Annotated in this window: 17 protein-coding genes; 7 read left to right on the forward strand and 10 right to left on the reverse strand. The window is 62.5% G+C overall.

The annotated features are described in order from the left end of the window. Positions 1 to 317 precede the first annotated feature (317 nt). Positions 318 to 1016 carry an orotidine-5'-phosphate decarboxylase gene (pyrF, locus tag WBB95_RS05845; RefSeq protein ID WP_424486695.1) on the reverse strand — a complete coding sequence of 233 codons (699 nt, stop codon included), beginning with the start codon at positions 1014 to 1016 and terminating at the stop codon, positions 318 to 320. A gap of 259 nt (positions 1017 to 1275) precedes the next feature. Here pyrF and WBB95_RS05850 point away from each other — a divergent pair, with 259 nt between their 5' ends. Both WBB95_RS05850 and WBB95_RS05855 read left to right on the forward strand, forming a co-directional pair. After that, positions 1276 to 2040 (forward strand): response regulator, encoded by a 765-nt coding sequence (locus WBB95_RS05850; protein WP_424486696.1) that lies wholly within the window; start codon positions 1276 to 1278, stop codon positions 2038 to 2040. Further along, on the forward strand, positions 2040 to 3077 hold the full coding sequence (locus WBB95_RS05855; protein WP_424486697.1) for a sensor histidine kinase: 1038 nt from the start codon (positions 2040 to 2042) through the stop codon (positions 3075 to 3077). Before WBB95_RS05850 ends, WBB95_RS05855 begins: the two co-directional genes overlap by 1 nt. Here the strand turns inward: WBB95_RS05855 and WBB95_RS05860 are convergent. From WBB95_RS05860 to WBB95_RS05900, 9 genes are all read right to left on the reverse strand, one after another. Beyond that, the gene (locus WBB95_RS05860) at positions 3074 to 4135 is read right to left on the reverse strand and encodes an AI-2E family transporter (protein ID WP_424486698.1); all 1062 of its coding nucleotides are present in this window, start codon (positions 4133 to 4135) and stop codon (positions 3074 to 3076) included. The two genes, WBB95_RS05855 and WBB95_RS05860, sit on opposite strands and share 4 nt — an antisense overlap. A gap of 73 nt (positions 4136 to 4208) precedes the next feature. After that, positions 4209 to 5030, reverse strand: coding sequence for a DUF4892 domain-containing protein (locus tag WBB95_RS05865; protein WP_424486699.1), 822 nt, complete (start codon positions 5028 to 5030; stop codon positions 4209 to 4211). 102 nt (positions 5031 to 5132) lie between these two features. Continuing rightward, entirely contained in the window at positions 5133 to 5987 is an 855-nt protein-coding gene (locus WBB95_RS05870; protein ID WP_424486700.1) for an alpha/beta hydrolase, read from the reverse strand. Then, positions 5984 to 6787 (reverse strand): alpha/beta fold hydrolase, encoded by an 804-nt coding sequence (locus tag WBB95_RS05875; RefSeq protein WP_424486701.1) that lies wholly within the window; start codon positions 6785 to 6787, stop codon positions 5984 to 5986. Before WBB95_RS05875 ends, WBB95_RS05870 begins: the two co-directional genes overlap by 4 nt. A gap of 98 nt (positions 6788 to 6885) precedes the next feature. Next, positions 6886 to 7329, reverse strand: coding sequence for a hotdog fold thioesterase (locus WBB95_RS05880; RefSeq protein WP_424486702.1), 444 nt, complete (start codon positions 7327 to 7329; stop codon positions 6886 to 6888). Positions 7330 to 7359: 30 nt separating this feature from the next. Then, entirely contained in the window at positions 7360 to 9009 is a 1650-nt protein-coding gene (locus WBB95_RS05885; protein WP_424486703.1) for an AMP-binding protein, read from the reverse strand. A gap of 85 nt (positions 9010 to 9094) precedes the next feature. Continuing rightward, a complete protein-coding gene (sixA, locus tag WBB95_RS05890; protein ID WP_424486704.1) occupies positions 9095 to 9544 on the reverse strand; it encodes a phosphohistidine phosphatase SixA in 450 nt (149 codons plus the stop codon). Beyond that, on the reverse strand, positions 9541 to 9888 hold the full coding sequence (locus WBB95_RS05895; RefSeq protein WP_424486705.1) for a DUF4389 domain-containing protein: 348 nt from the start codon (positions 9886 to 9888) through the stop codon (positions 9541 to 9543). The genes sixA and WBB95_RS05895 overlap by 4 nt, the downstream gene beginning before the upstream one ends. 10 nt (positions 9889 to 9898) lie before the next feature. Next, a complete protein-coding gene (locus WBB95_RS05900) occupies positions 9899 to 10924 on the reverse strand; it encodes an NAD(P)H-dependent glycerol-3-phosphate dehydrogenase (RefSeq protein WP_424486706.1) in 1026 nt (341 codons plus the stop codon). A 195-nt stretch (positions 10925 to 11119) separates the two neighbouring features. On the opposite strand from WBB95_RS05900, the gene WBB95_RS05905 reads away from it, so the two are divergent. From WBB95_RS05905 to fabB, 5 genes are all read left to right on the forward strand, one after another. After that, the gene (locus WBB95_RS05905; RefSeq protein ID WP_424486707.1) at positions 11120 to 13252 is read left to right on the forward strand and encodes a TonB-dependent receptor plug domain-containing protein; all 2133 of its coding nucleotides are present in this window, start codon (positions 11120 to 11122) and stop codon (positions 13250 to 13252) included. 1 nt (position 13253) lies between these two features. Next, positions 13254 to 14183 carry an ABC transporter substrate-binding protein gene (locus WBB95_RS05910; protein WP_424486708.1) on the forward strand — a complete coding sequence of 310 codons (930 nt, stop codon included), beginning with the start codon at positions 13254 to 13256 and terminating at the stop codon, positions 14181 to 14183. Then, positions 14180 to 16081 carry an ATP-binding protein gene (locus WBB95_RS05915; protein ID WP_424486709.1) on the forward strand — a complete coding sequence of 634 codons (1902 nt, stop codon included), beginning with the start codon at positions 14180 to 14182 and terminating at the stop codon, positions 16079 to 16081. The genes WBB95_RS05910 and WBB95_RS05915 overlap by 4 nt, the downstream gene beginning before the upstream one ends. Before the next feature lie 248 nt (positions 16082 to 16329). Continuing rightward, positions 16330 to 16845 (forward strand): 3-hydroxyacyl-[acyl-carrier-protein] dehydratase FabA, encoded by a 516-nt coding sequence (gene fabA / locus WBB95_RS05920; protein ID WP_003210552.1) that lies wholly within the window; start codon positions 16330 to 16332, stop codon positions 16843 to 16845. An 11-nt stretch (positions 16846 to 16856) separates the two neighbouring features. Beyond that, positions 16857 to 18077 (forward strand): beta-ketoacyl-ACP synthase I, encoded by a 1221-nt coding sequence (fabB, locus tag WBB95_RS05925; RefSeq protein WP_424486710.1) that lies wholly within the window; start codon positions 16857 to 16859, stop codon positions 18075 to 18077. The last annotated feature ends 282 nt before the right edge of the window (positions 18078 to 18359 follow it).

Raw genomic sequence — 18359 nt, forward strand, 5'->3', positions numbered from 1 at the left:
GCCGGGTTAGCCGTGTTGGGCCATGGATGGCCCGTCACGGCGGCCCACGGATTCAAGCCGGAGTGCGGGCACACCGAGCCTAAGCGAGGTGCCGAGTGGAGGGGCAAGAGCGTTTTGCTTACTTTTGACTGGGCCGGCATTCCGGCTCTATCAAAAGTGAGTCGCTGTAAGAGCGAAACCAATAGAAGCCATCACCCAAATAACGGATATGTACCCGGCAGCACTGACGCCTTCGCGAGCGAGCCCGCTCCCACAGTTGAATCGCGGCGTACCCGCAAGATCTTGATCAGCCCAAAAGCCGCCAGCCCCCACAGCTATCAGGCGATCTCGGCAACCACTGCCGCCAACGCCTTGGCCGGATCCGCCGCCTGGCTGATCGGACGACCAATCACCAGATAGTCAGACCCCGCATCCAACGCCTGGCGCGGCGTCAAAATACGACGCTGATCATCCTGAGCACTGCCCGCCGGACGAATCCCCGGGGTCACCAGTTGCAACGCCGGATGCGCAGTCTTCAACGCCTGAGCTTCCAGCGCCGAGCACACCAGGCCATCCAGACCAGCCTTCTGTGCAAGTGCCGCCAAACGCAGCACCTGCTCCTGAGGCTCGATATCCAGGCCAATACCCGCCAGGTCTTCGCGCTCCATGCTGGTCAACACCGTCACACCAATCAACAACGGTTTAGGCCCGCTGCGCTGTTCCAGCACTTCACGGCAAGCAGTCATCATGCGCAAACCGCCGGAGCAATGCACATTGACCATCCACACGCCCATTTCAGCAGCAGCCTTGACCGCCATCGCCGTGGTGTTGGGAATGTCGTGGAATTTCAGGTCGAGGAATACTTCAAAACCTTTGTCACGCAAGGTGCCGACAATTTCAGCCGCGCAACTGGTGAACAGTTCCTTGCCGACCTTGACCCGGCAAAGCTTCGGGTCCAACTGGTCAGCCAGCTTCAGTGCGGCGTCACGAGTGGGGTAATCCAGGGCGACGATGATAGGAGTCTGGCAGACGGACATTGGAATGGGCTCTCAGGCAAGTCGAAATCGGCGCGGATTGTAGCGCAAGCGGCGCCGTTGCGGGATCCGATGATCGGTAAATACTGACAGACCGCCCTGCGGCGGCTATTTCGTCCAATTGTATCCATAATGATACATTCACGACATGCGCCCAACACGCCTCACGGCTAGCCTCGCCCGCACGACCGACCGTCCAGCACTTCCAGCCATGGAGCTGGGCGCCTATGCTGACAGCAACAACCAGGCAGATGATCGCACTATGCATACTTCTTCAGTCTCTGTGAACGACGAGCAAAAAGGCGCGGTGATCGCCGATGAAAAGCGCTGGAACACCCGCGCACTGATCGTCGACGACGACGTACCGATCCGCGAGCTGCTGATCGATTACCTCGCACGCTTCAATATTCTCGCCATCGGCGTCACCGACGGCACCGCCATGCGCCAGGCCATGCAAGCGGAAACCTTCGACGTGGTGGTGCTCGACCTGATGCTGCCGGGCGAAGACGGCTTGTCGCTGTGCCGCTGGTTGCGCGCCGAATCGGACATCCCGATTCTGATGCTCACCGCCCGCTGCGAACCCACCGACCGCATCATCGGCCTGGAACTGGGCGCTGATGACTATATGTCCAAGCCGTTCGAACCCCGCGAGCTGGTGGCGCGTATTCAGACGATCCTGCGCCGCGTGCGCGATGACCGCACCGAACAGCGCGCCAACATCCGGTTCGACAACTGGCGCCTCAACAGCGTGCTGCGCCAGTTGGTGGCCGATGATGGCCTGGTAGTGCCGCTGTCGAACGCCGAGTTTCGCCTGTTGTGGGTGTTCATCGAACGCCCGCGCCGTGTACTGAGCCGTGAACAACTGCTGGATGCCGCCCGTGGCCGCTCCATCGAAGCGTTTGATCGCAGCATCGACTTGCTCGTCTCGCGCCTGCGCCAGAAGCTCGGCGATGACCCCAAGGCGCCGCAATTGATCAAAACCGTGCGTGGCGAAGGCTACCTGTTCGACGCCCGGGATATCGGCTGATGCGCAACGCCTTCAATACGCTGTTCGGCAGGCTGTTCGGCGTATTGCTGGTGGCCATTGTCTTGGCCCACGTGTTGGCGATCTTCTGGTTTCACCATTACGGCCCGCCGCCACCACCGCCCCACGAAACTTTCGTCGAGCAACCCGACGGTACGCTCACGCCGTTGCGCAAGGAACATCGCCGCCCTTGGTTCGGCGGCCCGGTGGTGCCCCTGACGTTCCAATTTATCTCGCTGATCATCGCCGCCTGGTACGGCGCCAAGCTGCTGAGCCGACCGATCCAGCGCCTGAGTGCGGCGGCTGAACGCTTGAGCGTCGACCTCGACGCCCCGCCGCTCAACGAGTCCGGGCCACGGGAAGCGCGTCAGGCGGCGTCGACCTTCAACCTGATGCAAAAGCGTATCCGCGAACAGGTCAGCCAGCGCGCCCGCATGCTCGGTGCCGTCTCCCACGACCTGCGCACGCCGCTGTCGCGCCTCAAGTTGCGCCTCGAACAGATCGAAGACACCAAGCTGCAAGGCCAGATGCGTCAGGACCTGGACGACATGATCGGCATGCTCGACGCCACCCTCAGCTATTTGCACGAACAGCGCACCAGCGAGACGCGGCATTGGCTTGATGTACAGGCGCTGGTCGAGTCCCTCAGCGAAAACGCCCAGGACCAGGGCTCCGACGTGCAATTCTGCGGAACCTGCGCGCCGTTGCAGGTGCAGCCGATGGCGCTGCGCTCGTGCCTCAACAACCTGATCGACAATGCCCTGCGTTATGCCGGCACCGCGCGTGTGGAATTGGCGGACAGCCGTGGCGCACTGGTGATCCGCGTGATTGACCATGGGCCCGGGATCGCGGCGGATAAACGCGAGGCAGTGTTCGAGCCGTTCTTTCGCCTGGAAGGTTCGCGCAACCGCAACTCCGGCGGCGTCGGCCTGGGCATGACGATTTCCAAGGAAGCGGTCGAACGCCTCGGCGGCCACCTCAGCCTGGAGGAAACCCCAGGCGGCGGCTTGACCGCCGTGATCTGGTTGCCGAGGGCTTAAAGCGGTTTGTCTTCCCGGCGCACTTGCGCCTGGGTAGCGCTCCAATCGGTCAACAGGCTGTAGGCCACCGCCAGCAAGGTCGGGCCGATAAACAGGCCGATAAACCCGAAGGCGATCAAGCCACCGAACACGCCCAACAGCACAATCACCAACGGCAGGTTGCCGCCACGGCTGATCAGGTACGGCTTGAGCACGTTGTCGACGCCGCTGATGATGAACGTGCCCCATACACCGAGGAACACCGCATAGGTGTAATCGCCTTTCCAGGCCAGCCAGGCCGTGGCCGGAATCCACACCAGCGGCGGCCCCATCGGGATCAGGCTGAGCAGGAAGGTGACGATGCCCAACACCAGCGCGCCCGGCACACCGGCAATCAGGAAGCCGATCAGCGCCAGCACGGCCTGGGCGGCGGCAGTGCCGATCACGCCATTGACCACGCGCTGCACAGTACCCGCCACCAGCTCGATGTAATACCCGGCGCGCTCGCCGATCAGGCGTTCCAGCAAGCGGTGCACAAAGGTCGCCAGGCGTGGCCCGTCGCGGTAAAAGAAAAACACGAACACCAGGCTCAGGGTCAGTTCGAGGATACCGCCGCCAATTTGCGCACTGCGCGCCAGCAGCCAATTACCCACTTGCCCCAGGTACGGCTTGATGCTGACCATCAGCGCCGCGCCCTGCTGATCGATGCTGTCCCACGTCGCCACCAGCCGCTCGCCGACAAACGGAATCGAGCCCAGCCAGGTCGGCGCAGCGGGCAGGCCATCGACCTGAATATCCTTGATCAAGCCCACGGCATCACGCACATGATCGGCCAGGTTGAAACCCAGCCACACCAGCGGCACTGCCACCAGCAACATCCAGCCCAAGGTCAGGATGCCCGCCGCCAGGGATTCACGGCCACCCAGCCAGCGCGTCAGCAAACGCATCAGCGGCCAACTGGCAAACGCCAGCACCGCGCCCCAGAACAGCGCCGACCAGAACGGCGCCATCACCCAGAAACTGGCACCAAACAGCACCAGCAGCAGGATTTGCACCAGCAGGCGATCGTTATTGAGCATCGGGGATCTCGAAAAGAAGTCGGTAGGAAGAGAGCTTAGGCGAACGGCACGGGTCCGTTCGCCTGGGTAACGCCTAGCGTATCAGATGCAGGTGCAGGCCTTTGGCGGGATCGGTGCCGGTTTCCAGCCGGGCTGCCCGTACGCCGCTGTCGATCAGGCCCTGGCGCCAGGCTTCGGCGGTGGGGCCGGTCAGGCTCACGCGCAACGTGGCGTCGAGGTTCAGCCCACGGGACAGCAAGGTCAGCCAGGTGGCGTCAGGTTCGGCGCCAAGCGCTGGGAAATCCAGCTCGCCGGTGCTTTTCAACTCACGCAGCAGGGTGGCCGATGTCGGCAGCAGGTCACCCAAGGGCGCACCGGCGTCGAGTTGTTCCACATGCAAATAGGCGCGGCGATTGCCTCGGGTGATGCCGTAGAGCGCCACCAGGGAATTGTCCTGCGGGGCTGCCAGACGTAGCAGCAGGTATTCCTGTTGACCGTCGGCGCCGACCAGCTTGGCATTGCCGAACACTTCATTGGCCCACAGGCTGCTTTCGCCGCAATCGCGCGCCTGACACCAGAACAACAGCTGCGCGCCCTTGGCCTGCAACGCTTCGCGCGTGGCGGTAAAGGCGGCGCTGGAAGTGTGCTCGGCGGGCAGTTCGTAGGTAATTGCAGTGGCTTGGCCGCGCGCGGTGGCTTGGCCTTCGTAGCGCAGTTGGCCGCTGATCTTGCGAATCGCACCCATGGGGTAGATGCGTTCTTTCTCTTCAGCGGGGCGGTAATCGACGATTTGCGCGTCGACCTGGCGGGCCACGGCGGGCAAGTCCTGGCTTCCCGGCACGTCGGCGGCGAACGCCAAGGGGCTGAAAAAACAGCACAGCCCGAGGGCACGGATACATCCTTTACGCAGGCTCATCGGATGATTGAGCCCTGGCCATCGGAGGTCGCAGCAGTGTTGAGATCGTACATGGTTGACTCCCTTTCAATCCGCCCAGCCTCGGCAGTTGACCCCGCCAAGTCAAGGCGTGGAGAAGAACCGATTGAAACAGTCTGCAACAAGAGCTGCACCGGGCTCATCATTAAGGTGTAAATGATGGCCGCCTGGCAGCGTGGTCACCGTGAAGGGTAGCTGAGAAAGCAATTCCGGATGTTTCGCCAGCATACCGTCGGCGGCGACCACCAACTGCGTAGGGCAAGCCACACGCCGCACGAAAGCCATCGCTTGCTCATCGGTCAGGCGCATCGGCGAGGCCAGGGTCAGGCGGCTGTCTGTGCGCCAGGTGTAACCACCCGGCACCGGCATCAAACCGCGCTGGGCCAGGAGTTCGGCGGCTTCACGGCTCACGGCCACCACGCCTTTCATTCGTGCTTCCACCGCGCGGTCGAGGGTGCTGTAGACCGGTTTGCGTTTGTCTTGCAGGCTCAATTGCGCCTGCAACGCCATGCCCAGGCGCTCGGCGGCGTTCTCGCCGCTGGCGGTCGGCGGGATCACACCGTCGATCAATCCCAGGTGCGTGACCCGCTCCGGCAAGGCGCCCGCCAACACCAAAGAAACAATGGCACCGAGGGAATGGCCAAGTAATGCAAAACGTTTCCATCCTAGTTGTTCAGCGACTTGCAGCACATCGTGGACGTAATCCCACAAGGCATAGCCGGCCCCCGCAGGACGATGCGCGGAGTGCCCATGCCCCGCCATGTCCAGGGCAACAATGCGCAAACCCTGCAGTTTCGGCGCCAGCCGCGCGAAGCTGTTGGCATTGTCGAGCCAGCCATGCAGGGCGATCACTGGCACACCGTCCTCGGGTCCAAACAGGTGCGCCGCCAGCTCGATGTGCGGCAGGCTCAGGCGGACTTCTTCGACCGCCGTATTCATGCGCAGCTACGCTCGCGGGCTTGCCAGCGAGCAAACAGGTTCTTGATCAAGGTCGCGGTGTCCTGAGGGCGTTCAAGGGGGAACATATGGCCGCCGGGCATGGTGAGCATTTCGCCCATGGGCAGGCGGTCAACGCCGTTGGCGTGATGACGCATCACCACCCGGCTCTGGCGACCGCGCACCACCGCCAGCGGCACCTTCAACTGACGCACCTGGCCCGGGCTGGTGTGAGGCACGCCCCGGTAGATGCTGATTTCGGTGGCCGGGTCAAAGCGCAGCCGCAGGCGATCGCCGACCTGGTGCAGGCCGTGTTGCAGATAAGCATCAAAACATTCGGGGTCGAACCCGCGAAACAGGGTCTTGCCGGCGAAGTAACTGCGCGCGCTGGCCAGGTCGGTAAATTCTTCACGCCGGCCCAGCGTGCGGCCGGCCGGGGTCAGGCGGTCGATAAAGCCGAAGCGCTTGGCTGCGCGGATGACCCAGCGGTCGGCGCGGGTCAGCACCGGCGAGTCCAGCATCACCACGCCACGGTACAACTGCGGGCAACGCATGGCCGCGTGCAAATGCAACACGCCACCCAGGGAATGGCCCACGCCCCACACAGGTTCCGGTTGTTGCTCCAGATGGTGGATCAATTCGTCCACCAGGTTCTGCCAGTTGTCGTCCACCGGAAACCTGGGGTCGTGACCGTGCTGCGGCAAGTGAGCCACCGCGTACTCCGGGGCCAACGCGGCAAACAGCTTGCCGTAGGTGGCCGAAGGGAAGCCATTGGCGTGGGCAAAAAACACGTGCTGCGACATACCGAACCCATCTACAAAAAACAGAAAGTGATTGTCACCAGCCTCAGGCAGCACAGCAATGACTGTAACTGCCAGGAATGATGACACTCACGCCACGCCTATCGCGCTGGCGGTTGTTCGCCCAGAGGCACCACGGCCATGGTCAGGCGCGAAACGCAGCTGGCCTTGCCGTCGTCGCTGGTCAGGCGGATATCCCAGACCTGGGTGGTGCGGCCCACATGAATCGCACGCGCCACTGCCGTCACCCGCCCGCTGCGCACACCGCGCAGGTGGTTGGCGTTGACCTCAAGGCCGACGCAATAGAACTTGCTGGCATCGATACACAAATAGGCGGCCATGGAGCCGACGCTTTCGGCCAGCACCACCGAGGCGCCACCATGCAGCAAGCCGTAGGGCTGATGGGTGCGGTGGTCGACCACCATGCTGGCGGTCAGGGATTCGTCATCGAAGCTTTCAAAGCGGATGTCCAGCCGTTCACCGATGGTGTTTTTCTGGATAGCGTTGAGTTGGTCAATATTCGGTTGGGTGCGCCACAGGCTCATGCAAGTGTCCTTATTGGTTTTATTACGGGCCTAATCCTGCCACAGAATTGATTCGCTGCGCTCGCTCCAGGTTTGAAACTGTGCGCCGTAGGTCGACTCAATCACGCTGCGCTTGATCTTCAAGGTCGGGGTCAAAAAACCGTTTTCCACCGCCCAACTGTCTTTCACCACCACCAGCTGGCGTAAGCGCTCATGTTTATCCAGCGCCTGGTTCACCTGTTCAAGCCAGCGCTCCAGGCTGCTGCGCAGCGCCTGCCGGTCCTGACCGCCCGCCGACAGCACACACAGGCCTATAGGCGCGACAAGGCCGTCGCCGACCACGCACACCTGCTCGATGCGTGCATGTTCGGCCAGGCGATTCTCAATCGGTGCCGGCGCCACGTACTTGCCTTTGCTGGTCTTGAAGATTTCCTTGAGGCGCCCGGTCAGGCGCAGGCGGCCGTCGGCGTCCTGCTCGCCCTTGTCGCCGGTGCGCAGGAAACCATCCTCGGTCAGGGTCTCGGCGGTTTTTTGCGGGTCCTTGAAGTAGCCGAGCATCGTCGCGCCGCTGCGCACCTGCACCTCGCCCGACGAATCGATGCGCACTTCAACGCCCGGGCAGGGCAGGCCGATCCAGCCGAGCGTTTGCTGACCGGGGCGGCACACATGGGAATAGCCGCAACTTTCAGTCATGCCATACACCTCCAGCACGTCCAGCCCCAGGCGCTGGTACCAGCGCAACAACGCCTCGGGCACCGGCGCTGCGCCAGAAAGCGCAATGCGCAGCGCGTCCAGGCCCAGCCCCGCGAGCACTTTATGGCCGATGCGCTTGCCGATAAAAGGCAGGCGCAACAGGCGGCCCAGACGCTTTTCGGGGATCTTGGCGTACACGCCCATCTGGAATTTGGTCCAGATGCGCGGCACGCCGAACAAGGCGGTGGGGCGCGCCCGGCGCAAATCGAGCAGAAAAGTGTCGAGGCTTTCAGCAAAAAATACGGTTTGCCCGGTGTAGATCGAGGCCAACTCCACAAACATGCGCTCCGCCACATGGCACAGCGGCAAGTAGGACAGCAGCCGGTCACCCTCCCCCAGCCCAAACAACTCGGTGCCGCGCGTGGCAGCAAAACCCAGGGCGCCGAAGGTTTGCATCACGCCTTTAGGCAAACCGGTGGTGCCCGAGGTGTAGACAATGGTGGCCAGGTTCGAGGTTTCAGGGGCCGGGTTGTCCTGAATCGGCGAGCAGGCTTGCAGGTCAGCCCAGCTGAAATCGAAATTGCCCGCCGGGCACAGCGGCAGGCTGATGGTCGGCAGGCCCGCCGGAATACCGGGCGCCATGGCAGGCCAGTCATCCAGCTTGCCGATCAACACCAGCGCGGCCTCGGAGTGCGTCAGCACATGGGCGACGGAGTCGGCGGTGAGGTTGGGGTACAGCGGCACCGAGACATGCCCGGCCATCCAGATCGCCAGGTCGGCGATGATCCAGTGCGCGCAGTTTTTCGAGATCAGGGCAATGTGCGAGCCCTGGGGCAACTCCCTGGCGCGCAGCCAATGCGCGGCGCAGCGGGCCTGATGGCCGACCTCGCCCCAGGTGAGGGTTTGCACCTCGCCACCGCCGATGGGTTGTACCAGAAAGGGTTTGCGCGGGTGCCGCGCTTCACGTTCGAAGAAGACCTGCAACGGCAAACGAAAAGCGACAGGCATGGGACGCGCTCCTTTGTGTTCCGATGATAGCCAACCAAGCACTTGCTTGGTTGACTATATAGCACACAAAAAGCGGCGATCGTTCCTACGGATTCTTCACGCTGACCAGGCTCATCAGCCCCGCCAACGGGAAATCACCTTCCAGCTCCGCCAGGCTCGCGGTGTGCATCGGCTCTGGCTGACGCAGGTGACCGTGCTGCAGAAAACTGATCAGGCTGCCCACCAGAGGCTGGTGGCTGACCAACAGCACGCTGTCATCGGTGTCGAGCCTTTCCAGCACCTGCAGCGGATTGCCCTCGGGCGTCAGCCACGGCACCGTGCGGATATCCGGCACGAAGCCCAGCGCGTCACGCACAAGCTGTGCAGTCTGCTGCGCGCGCGCATACGGGCTGGCAATGATCGCGCTGATCGGCTGGCCAATCAGGTGCGCAGCACTGCGCAATACTTCGCCACGGCCATGCTCGGTGAGGTTGCGCTCGGCGTCGGTACGCGCATGCCCTTCGGCCTCACCGTGCCGCAAAATCCACAGCTTCACAGTTTTGGCTCTTCATCACGCACCGGGTGTGGCGCCGGCGGCACGCTGTGGGCGGCTTCGCCCTCGGGTGCGCGCGGGGTGGGCCAATCGGCGAACGGCCAGGGTTTTTGGTCGGTGTGGAAGCTGCCGAAACGCCCGATCTGCGCGAGAAACTGGCTGAGGCTGTCGCCGAAGTTCATCAGGCCCAGGTTCGGGGCGCCGTAGATCAAGCGATAAACCAACTGCACCACCACCAGTGCGCCGAGCAGGAATTGCGCCACTTGCCACACCAGGGCAAACACCAGCATCCACAGAATGCGCAGGAGGATGGACTCGTATTTGGGGGCTGCTTTGGGATCGTTCATGACGCGTTCCTCAGTTGAAACCACTGGTGGAAATAAAGTCGACATCGGTTTTCGGCTCGGCACGCATCAGCAGCTCGATCACCTGGTTCAAGGTGCGCCCTTCAAACAGGATCGCGTGCAGCCCGGCGACCAGCGGCATGTACACACCGACTTCCTGGGCCTTGGCCTTCAGCACCTTGAGGGTATTGACGCCTTCGGCCACTTCACCCAACCGCGTCACCGCGTCTTCCAGGCTCAGGCCCTGGCCCAGGGCGAAACCGACCTGGTAGTTGCGGCTTTTCGGCGACGAGCAGGTGACGATCAAATCGCCCACACCCGCCAGCCCGAGGAAGGTCATCGGGTTGGCGCCTTGATTCACCGCAAAACGGGTCATCTCGGCCAAGGCCCGGGTAATCAGCATGCTCTTGGTGTTTTCGCCCATGCCCAGGGCCACGGCCATGCCGGCGATGATCGCGTAGACGTTTTTCAGCGCGCCGCCCAGCTCGACGCCGAAGCGGTCGCTGCTGGCATATACGCGGAAGGTACGCCCATGCAGCACCGCCTGGACGCGCTCGCAGAGTGCTTCGTCTTCACTGGCGACCACGGTGGCGGTCAGCGCGTGCTCGGCGACTTCGCGTGCCAGGTTCGGCCCGGACAGCACGCCAATGCGCGCCTGAGGGGCGATCTCTTCAAGGATTTCGCTCATCAGCTTGAAGGTCTGCGCCTCGATGCCTTTGGTCAGGCTGACCAGCATTTTACCCGCCAGACGCTCGGCGTGCGGCGCCAGCACCGAGCGCAAGGCGCTGGAGGGCAGCGCGACGAAGCACAAGTCGCAGGCATTAAGGGTTTCCAGCAAATCGGTAACCGGCTCGACCGCTGGATGAATCTTGATGCCTTTAAGGTATCGCGGGTTTTCGCGGTGGACGCGAATGGCCTCGGCCTGTTCGGGATCACGCATCCACTGGCGCACCGCGTGGCCGTTTTCAGCCAGCAGGTTAGCCACGGCGGTCCCAAAACTTCCGCCTCCCAGGACCGCAATAGGGCGCTGTTCAGTCATATGCAATCCGTTAATCCATACCAGTGGCGATGGCGGCATTATACGGGGCGACCCGCTTGCGGCCAGCCCCTGTGACAATTCAAACGCCTATCGGAAAATGCCCGGCCTGTGTGAAGTAATTGCCAATGCGGCGACTGGCAAATGGCCGCGCCTCAGTTAACATGGGCGGCTATCCGCAATTATCAAGGCCGTGCCGTGTATTTGGGCCCTCCTCCCCGTTCATCCCTGTTGTTGATGCTGTTGGGCATGCCGCTGTGCGGCAGCCCTGCGCTGGCCGACGATCTGTTCCTCGACAGCCAGCCGCTGCCGCAGGTACTGACCGCCACGCGCCTCAAGCAATCGGCCGCCGCCGTGCCCGGCAGCATGACAGTGATCGACAGCGAGCTGATCAAGGCCAGCGGCGCGCGGGACATCGCCGAACTGCTGCGGCTGGTGCCGGGAATGATGGTCGGCTACACCACCGGCAACCAGGCGGCGGTGAACTATCACGGCACCAGTGCCAGCGATGCGCGGCGCATGCAGGTGTTGATCGATGGGCGCTCGGTGTACCGCGCGGGCCTCGCGACCGTGGACTGGAGCGACATTCCGGTGGCCATGGAAGATATCGAGCGCATCGAGGTATTCCGCGGGCCCAACACCGTCAGCTATGGCGCCAATGCGTTGATGGCGGTGGTCAATATCCTCACGCGCTCGCCCGCCAACAGCCAGGGCTCGCGGGTCAAGGTCATCCGTGGCGCGCGCGGTATCAACGACTTCTACGCCAGCCAAGGCGTGGGCTGGGAAACCGGCGACTTGCGCCTGTCATTGTCCGGGCAACAGGACGATGGCTTTGACAGCGACGCCGCCGGCGCCGACCGCCGTGACAGCCGCCGCCTCAGCCGTTTCAGCCTGGCCGTCAGCCAGACCCTGAACGCGCAGCAGAGCATCGACTGGCAACTGGACGCCAAAGAGGGGACCAACCAGCGTCCTTATACCTACGCGCCGGTGTTCGCCGGGATTACCGAAGGCGGGACCAATTCCGACGTCACCGCCAAGGACTATGCCGGCTCCTTGCGCTGGAATTTCGAATTCAACCCCGAACACAGCCTGTACATCCAGGGTTCGGCCCAGCAATGGGACCGTCAGCAGGTCTGGAAGGCGTGTGACGCGAAGGTGTCATTCAGCCCCGAACTGACCCAGCTGTGGCAGATCAACCCCAATTACGCCGAACTGCTCGCCCGGCACATGGACACCTTCAGCCAGGGCACCGCCCCGCCCGGCAGCGCCGCCGAGCAAGCGCTGGGCAACCAGGTGCTGGACCAGTGGCGCAACGGCGCCAACCAAAGCGTGTGCGGTGACATTGACCAGAGCACCCGCGAGAGCCGCTACGACCTGGAGATTCAAGACACCCTCAGCCTGTCCGACAGCCTGCGCCTGGTCAGCGGCATGAATTATCGCTACGACCGCGCCGACTCCGACACCTACTTCAATGGCACGCTCGACGACACCACCTGGCGCCTGTTCGGCCATCTGGAATGGCGCGCCAGCGAACACTGGCTGCTGCAAGGCGGCGCGATGTACGAAGACACCCACCTGAGCGGCAACTCGCTGACGCCACGGGTGGCGGTCAATTACCTGATCAACCCGCGCCATGGCTTGCGGGCGGTGTACTCCGAAGCGATTCGCTCGCCGGACATGTTCGAAAACAACGTCAACTGGAGTTATCGCGTCACCAACCTCAGCTCCCCGGCGTACGGGCAAAACTCGGGGCAATATTTTGTGGTGACGCGCGGCCCCGGCAACCTCGACAAAGAGTTGATGCGCTCGCGGGAGCTGGGCTACAACGGTTTCTTTGCCGACCTCGGGCTGAATGTCGACGTGAAACTGTTCTACGACGAAATCACCGACATGATCAGCTCGCCGCTGCGCAATAACCAATACATCGCGAGCAACGCCAACAGTGCCCGGTTTACCGGCGCCGAGTCGCAGTTCGACTGGCGCATGAGCAACGCCGACCGCCTGCGGCTGACCTATGCTTACGTCGACGCCAGCGCCAGCAACCCGCTGGACAAGGCGCAAACCGCGCGCAACAGCGGCTCGGCCGGCTGGTTGCGTGAGTGGGGCCATGGTTGGTCCAGCGCGCTGTTCTACTACGGCGATGACGCGCTCAATCAATATCGCTTCGAACGGGTCGACCTGCGGGTGGCCAAGCGCATTGCCCTGGGCAACGCCAACGTGGAGCTGGCCGGCATGTTGCAACAACGCCTCGATAACCAGCCCACCACCTGGGCCGACAACAATTACGACAGTCGCCACGTCCTCTACTTCAGCGCGGAGCTGGAATTCTGACATGGGCGATCAGTCACGGATGACCGTCCCTCTCCTTTCACGCCTCTGGCGGCGCGGCCTGCTGCTGGTGTGTTTGCTGCTGACGGCGCCTGCGTGGAGCGCCGACATCCTGTTGACCGCCGCCGAGGACGGTGCCGGCGTACAAGCCTTTACCCGGGCCCTGGCCCAGCAACGCCCCGAAGACCACGTCACGTTCACCCCGCTCAAAGACCTGCCCGCGCCTAGCCAGTTGCCGGCCAACACCCGCCTGGTGTTGCTCGACCTGCCCGGCCTCGACTGGCGCCTGCAGGATGCCCAGGGCCCGCCGACCCTGGTGCTGCGCATCAGCCGCCTGCAAGCCCGCCAGCGCCTGGGCAATGCGCACCCGGCCAAAATCAGCCTGCTGTGGAGCGACCCGCCGCTGGCGCGCCAGTTGAACCTGATCGCCAGCATCCTGCCCCAAGCCCGGCGCATCGGCGTGCTTTACGGCAGCGACAGTGAATTTTTGCTCCGCGAGCTGACACAGTACGCCGCGCCCTTGGGCCTGGAAATCGTGCCGCAGCGCTGGGACAACATCAATGACAGCCGCCCGCTGCAGAACCTGTTCAAGAACAGTGACGTGCTGCTCGGCCTCGATGACCCGCAGTTGTATAACCCGAAAACCGTGAAGAACCTGTTGCTCAGCAGCTACGCCCAGCAACTGCCACTGGTGGGCCCCAACGCCGGGTTCGTCAAGGCCGGCAGCCTGGCCAGCACCTACAGCGACCAGACCGACTGGCTGGATGTACTCGACCGCCTGCTGGACCATCCGCCAGCCATGTGGCCACGCACCTTGTACCCGGAACACTTCAAAGTCGTGGGCAACCCGCAAGTCGCGCGCTCACTGGGCATCGAACAGGTTGATGAAGTCGCCGTCGCCGCCCGACTGGCCGAAGGAGAAAAACACCCATGACCTTGCGTCGTCGTTGGGACATCAACACCCGCACCCAGCTCATCACCCTGGGCCCGGCGCTGTTGCTGACCTTGCTGCTGATCAGCTTCTTTACCTTCGTGCGTATCCAGGACCTGCGCCAGGAACTCGACCACACCGGCCAGTTGATTGCCAACCAGCTCGCGCCTGCGACCGAGTATGGGGTGATTTCCGGCAATAACGACGTGCTCGACAGCCTGCTGCGCGCGACTTTGGCCACGCCCCACGTGCGCTTTTTGGAGATTCAGGACAGCGCCGAAAACATCCTGGTGTATGTCGAACAACCGTCGGAAAAACACGACCGCTCACTGTCGGTGAAAGTCTTCCAGGCCCCGATCCGCCTGCAGCATATCCAGTTGGGCAATGATTTTTTCCAGGACAACCTCAACGAGCCCAAGGCCCCACGCGCGGATTACCTGGGGCGGGTGATCGTCGGTATGTCCAACGATGCGTTCAGCCAGCGTCAGCAAGAGATTCTGTTCAAGGCCGGCATCCTCGCGCTGTTCGCCCTGCTGTTTACCTTCCTGCTCGCACGGCGCCTGGCCGCCAGCCTGTCACAGCCGATCAGCGCCATGGGCCACGCGGTGAAAGCCATCCAGCAAGGCGACTACAAGACGCCGCTGCCGATTGTCGATGACTCCGAGCTGGGTGACCTGTCGCGGCACATCAACAACCTCGCCGAAGGCCTCAACCAGGCCAGCCGCGAACAGCATCAGGCCATGGCCCAGTTGATCCAGACCCGCGAAGAAGCCGAACGGGCGAATAACGCCAAGTCGGACTTCCTGGCGATGATGAGTCACGAACTGCGCACGCCCATGAACGGCGTGCTGGGCATGTTGCAGTTGCTGGAAACCACCGAGATGACCGAGGAGCAGACCGAGTATGCGGCGCTGGCCTCCGAATCCACCGAGCACCTGCTCAAGGTGATCAACGATATCCTCGATTTTTCGCGCATCGAACGCGCCGCGCTGGAACTGGAACATATTTCGTTCAACCTCGCCGACCTGATCAGCAGTTGCGCCCAGGCCTTCCAGCACAGTGCCCAACAGCGCGGGCTGGCGCTGGAGTTGCCGATTCCGGCGGGCATGGATTCGCTGCGCGTGCAGGGCGACCCGACGCGTATCCGGCAGATCCTGGTGAACCTGATCGGCAACGCGCTCAAATTCACCGAGCACGGCACCGTCACTGTCGAGCCCCATTGGCAGACCCTCGACCATGAACTGGTGTGGTTCACCTGCACCGTGCGCGACAGTGGCATCGGCATTTCCGCCGAACGCCTGGAACTGATGTTCGATGCGTTCCAGCAGGCCGACAGTTCCATTTCAAGACGTTACGGCGGCACCGGCCTGGGCTTGCCCATCGCCCGAACGTTGGCTGAACGCATGGGCGGCACTTTGCGCGCCCAGAGCGAAGAAGGCCGCGGCTCGGTGTTTACCCTGGAAATTCCGTTGGCCATCGACCAGCAAACCCTGCCAGCCCTGGCCCTCGACACCGAAGGCAAAACCGGTGCAGGCAATGGCCGCCACGTGTTGCTGGTGGAGGACAACCCGGTCAACCGCACCGTGGTCGAAGCGATGCTGCGCAGCCTGGGCTTTGAAGTGAGCCTGGCCACCGACGGTGCCGAGGCGATCCGCAGCGCCGAGAGCCTGATTTTTACCGCGATCCTGATGGACTGCCGCCTGCCATTGATCGACGGCTACGAAGCCACTCGGCAGATTCGCCAACTGCCCGGTTGCGCCGATCTGCCAATCATCGCGTTGACCGCCAACGCCTTGCAGGGCGATCGCGAAGCGTGCCTTGCCGCCGGAATGAACGATTACCTGGCCAAGCCGTTCAAACGCACGGATCTGCAGCAAATCCTGCAGCGCTGGGTGCAATAGCGCCGCGCCATCAACCAACTGCGACTGGCGTGAAAGACGAAAGTGCGGCAGTCTTAGGCACCCGAACGGGCCGATAAACAGGCCCGGTTTAAAATTTCAGTGAACAAGTGTACATTCAGTGCCTTGACGCTGTGACTTTCACTACAACGCAATAGTCTATGTGTAGGCTGCCGATATGAGGCGTAACGCTTCAGTCGGTTCGGGAAGATTTGCCCTACCCTGCCGCATGGGATTATTGAGGAGCTCGCATGACCAAACAAAACGCCTTTACTCGGGAAGACCTGCTGCGCTGCAGTCGCGGTGAGCTGTTCGGCCCAGGTAACGCGCAACTGCCCGCCCCGAACATGCTGATGGTGGATCGCATCACCCATATCAGCGAAGAGGGTGGCAAGTACGGCAAAGGTGAATTGGTCGCCGAGCTGGATATCACCCCGGACCTGTGGTTCTTCGCCTGCCATTTCGAAGGTGACCCTGTCATGCCGGGCTGCCTGGGCCTCGACGCCATGTGGCAACTGGTTGGCTTCTACCTCGGCTGGCAAGGCCTGCCGGGCCGCGGTCGCGCCCTGGGTTCGGGCGAAGTGAAGTTCTTTGGCCAGGTCCTGCCGACCGCCAAGAAAGTCACCTACAACATTCAAATCAAGCGCGTCCTCAAGGGCAAGCTGAACCTGGCCATCGCCGACGGTTCGGTCACTGTCGACGGGCGCGAGATCTATACTGCCGAAGGCCTTCGGGTCGGCGTATTCACTTCCACTGACAACTTTTAAGGGTTATCCGCATGCGCCGCGTCGTTATCACTGGTCTGGGCATCGTTTCTTGCCTGGGCAATGACAAAGAGACCGTCACCGCTAACCTGCGTGCAAGTCGCCCTGGCATCCGATTCAACCCGGAATATGCCGAAATGGGTCTGCGTAGCCAGGTTTCCGGCTCCATCGACCTGCCCCTCGAAGAACTGATTGATCGCAAGATCTACCGCTTCGTCGGCCACGCTGCCGCTTACGCCTACCTGGCCATGAAAGACGCCATCGCCGACTCCGGCCTGAGCCCAGACCAGGTTTCCAACGTACGCACCGGCCTGATCGCCGGCTCGGGCGGCGCATCGACCCTGAACCAGATGGAAGCGCTGGACATCCTGCGCGAGAAAGGCGTGAAGCGCGTAGGTCCATACCGTGTCACGCGGACCATGGGCAGCACCGTTTCGGCCTGCCTGGCCACGCCGTTCGCGATCAAGGGTGTGAACTACTCGATCTCCTCCGCGTGCGCCACCAGTGCTCACTGCATCGGTACTGCGGTTGAGCAGATCCAGCTGGGCAAGCAAGACATCGTGTTCGCCGGCGGCGGTGAAGAAGAACACTGGAGCCAATCGTTCCTGTTCGACGCCATGGGCGCCCTTTCCACCCAGTACAACGAAACCCCGGAAAAGGCCTCCCGTGCCTACGACGCCAAGCGTGACGGTTTCGTCATCGCCGGCGGTGGCGGCATGGTCGTGGTCGAGGAGCTGGAACATGCTCTGGCCCGTGGCGCGAAGATCTACGCGGAAATCGTCGGCTACGGCGCGACCTCCGACGGCTACGACATGGTTGCGCCAAGCGGTGAAGGCGCTATCCGTTGCATGCAGATGGCCATGTCCACTGTGGATACCCCAATCGACTACCTGAACACCCACGGCACCTCGACTCCGGTCGGCGACGCCAAGGAAATGGAAGGCGTGCGTGCGGTATTCGGCGACAAGGCCCCGGCCATCAGCTCCACCAAGAGTCTGTCGGGTCACTCCCTGGGCGCCGCTGGCGTTCACGAAGCGATCTACTGCTTGCTGATGATGGAAGGCAACTTCATGGCGGGTTCGGCCAACATTGACGAGATTGACCCGGTCGTTGCTGACATGCCGATTCTGACCAAGACGGTTGAGAATGCGAAAATCAATACTGTGATGAGCAACAGCTTCGGCTTTGGTGGCACTAACGCTACCTTGGTGCTGAAACGCTGGCAGGGTAAGTAAGTCCTGTAGGTTGATCGCGCTGAAAAGCCCCGACTGGTTCGGGGCTTTTTTGTGGGCGGCTTTTGATTGGAGGGCGTATCCGTTATTTGGGTGATGGCTTGTTAGGGTTTCGCCCTTACGGCGGCTCACTTTTGATAGAGCGCAAAAGTAAGCAAAACGCTCTTGCCCCTCCACTCGGTGCCTCGCTGTGGCTCGGCATGCCCGCACTCCGGCTTGAATCCGTGGGCCGCCGCCACGCGCCATCCATGGCGCGGGGCGGCTAACCCGGCGTCCTGCCGGGTT

It is taken from the genome of Pseudomonas sp. (genome assembly GCF_049645325.1).
Lineage (GTDB): Bacteria > Pseudomonadota > Gammaproteobacteria > Pseudomonadales > Pseudomonadaceae > Aquipseudomonas.

Coding starts and splice junctions, on each gene's coding strand:
- fabB (WP_424486710.1), top strand. CDS start 16,857: ATGCGCCGCGTCGTTATCACTGGTCTGGGCATCGTTTCTTGCCTGGGC.
- WBB95_RS05885 (WP_424486703.1), bottom strand. CDS start 9,009: ATGCCTGTCGCTTTTCGTTTGCCGTTGCAGGTCTTCTTCGAACGTGAA.
- WBB95_RS05865 (WP_424486699.1), bottom strand. CDS start 5,030: ATGAGCCTGCGTAAAGGATGTATCCGTGCCCTCGGGCTGTGCTGTTTT.
- WBB95_RS05900 (WP_424486706.1), bottom strand. CDS start 10,924: ATGACTGAACAGCGCCCTATTGCGGTCCTGGGAGGCGGAAGTTTTGGG.
- WBB95_RS05850 (WP_424486696.1), top strand. CDS start 1,276: ATGCATACTTCTTCAGTCTCTGTGAACGACGAGCAAAAAGGCGCGGTG.
- fabA (WP_003210552.1), top strand. CDS start 16,330: ATGACCAAACAAAACGCCTTTACTCGGGAAGACCTGCTGCGCTGCAGT.
- WBB95_RS05915 (WP_424486709.1), top strand. CDS start 14,180: ATGACCTTGCGTCGTCGTTGGGACATCAACACCCGCACCCAGCTCATC.
- pyrF (WP_424486695.1), bottom strand. CDS start 1,016: ATGTCCGTCTGCCAGACTCCTATCATCGTCGCCCTGGATTACCCCACT.
- WBB95_RS05910 (WP_424486708.1), top strand. CDS start 13,254: ATGGGCGATCAGTCACGGATGACCGTCCCTCTCCTTTCACGCCTCTGG.
- WBB95_RS05895 (WP_424486705.1), bottom strand. CDS start 9,888: ATGAACGATCCCAAAGCAGCCCCCAAATACGAGTCCATCCTCCTGCGC.
- WBB95_RS05870 (WP_424486700.1), bottom strand. CDS start 5,987: ATGAATACGGCGGTCGAAGAAGTCCGCCTGAGCCTGCCGCACATCGAG.
- WBB95_RS05855 (WP_424486697.1), top strand. CDS start 2,040: ATGCGCAACGCCTTCAATACGCTGTTCGGCAGGCTGTTCGGCGTATTG.
- WBB95_RS05860 (WP_424486698.1), bottom strand. CDS start 4,135: ATGCTCAATAACGATCGCCTGCTGGTGCAAATCCTGCTGCTGGTGCTG.
- WBB95_RS05880 (WP_424486702.1), bottom strand. CDS start 7,329: ATGAGCCTGTGGCGCACCCAACCGAATATTGACCAACTCAACGCTATC.
- WBB95_RS05875 (WP_424486701.1), bottom strand. CDS start 6,787: ATGTCGCAGCACGTGTTTTTTGCCCACGCCAATGGCTTCCCTTCGGCC.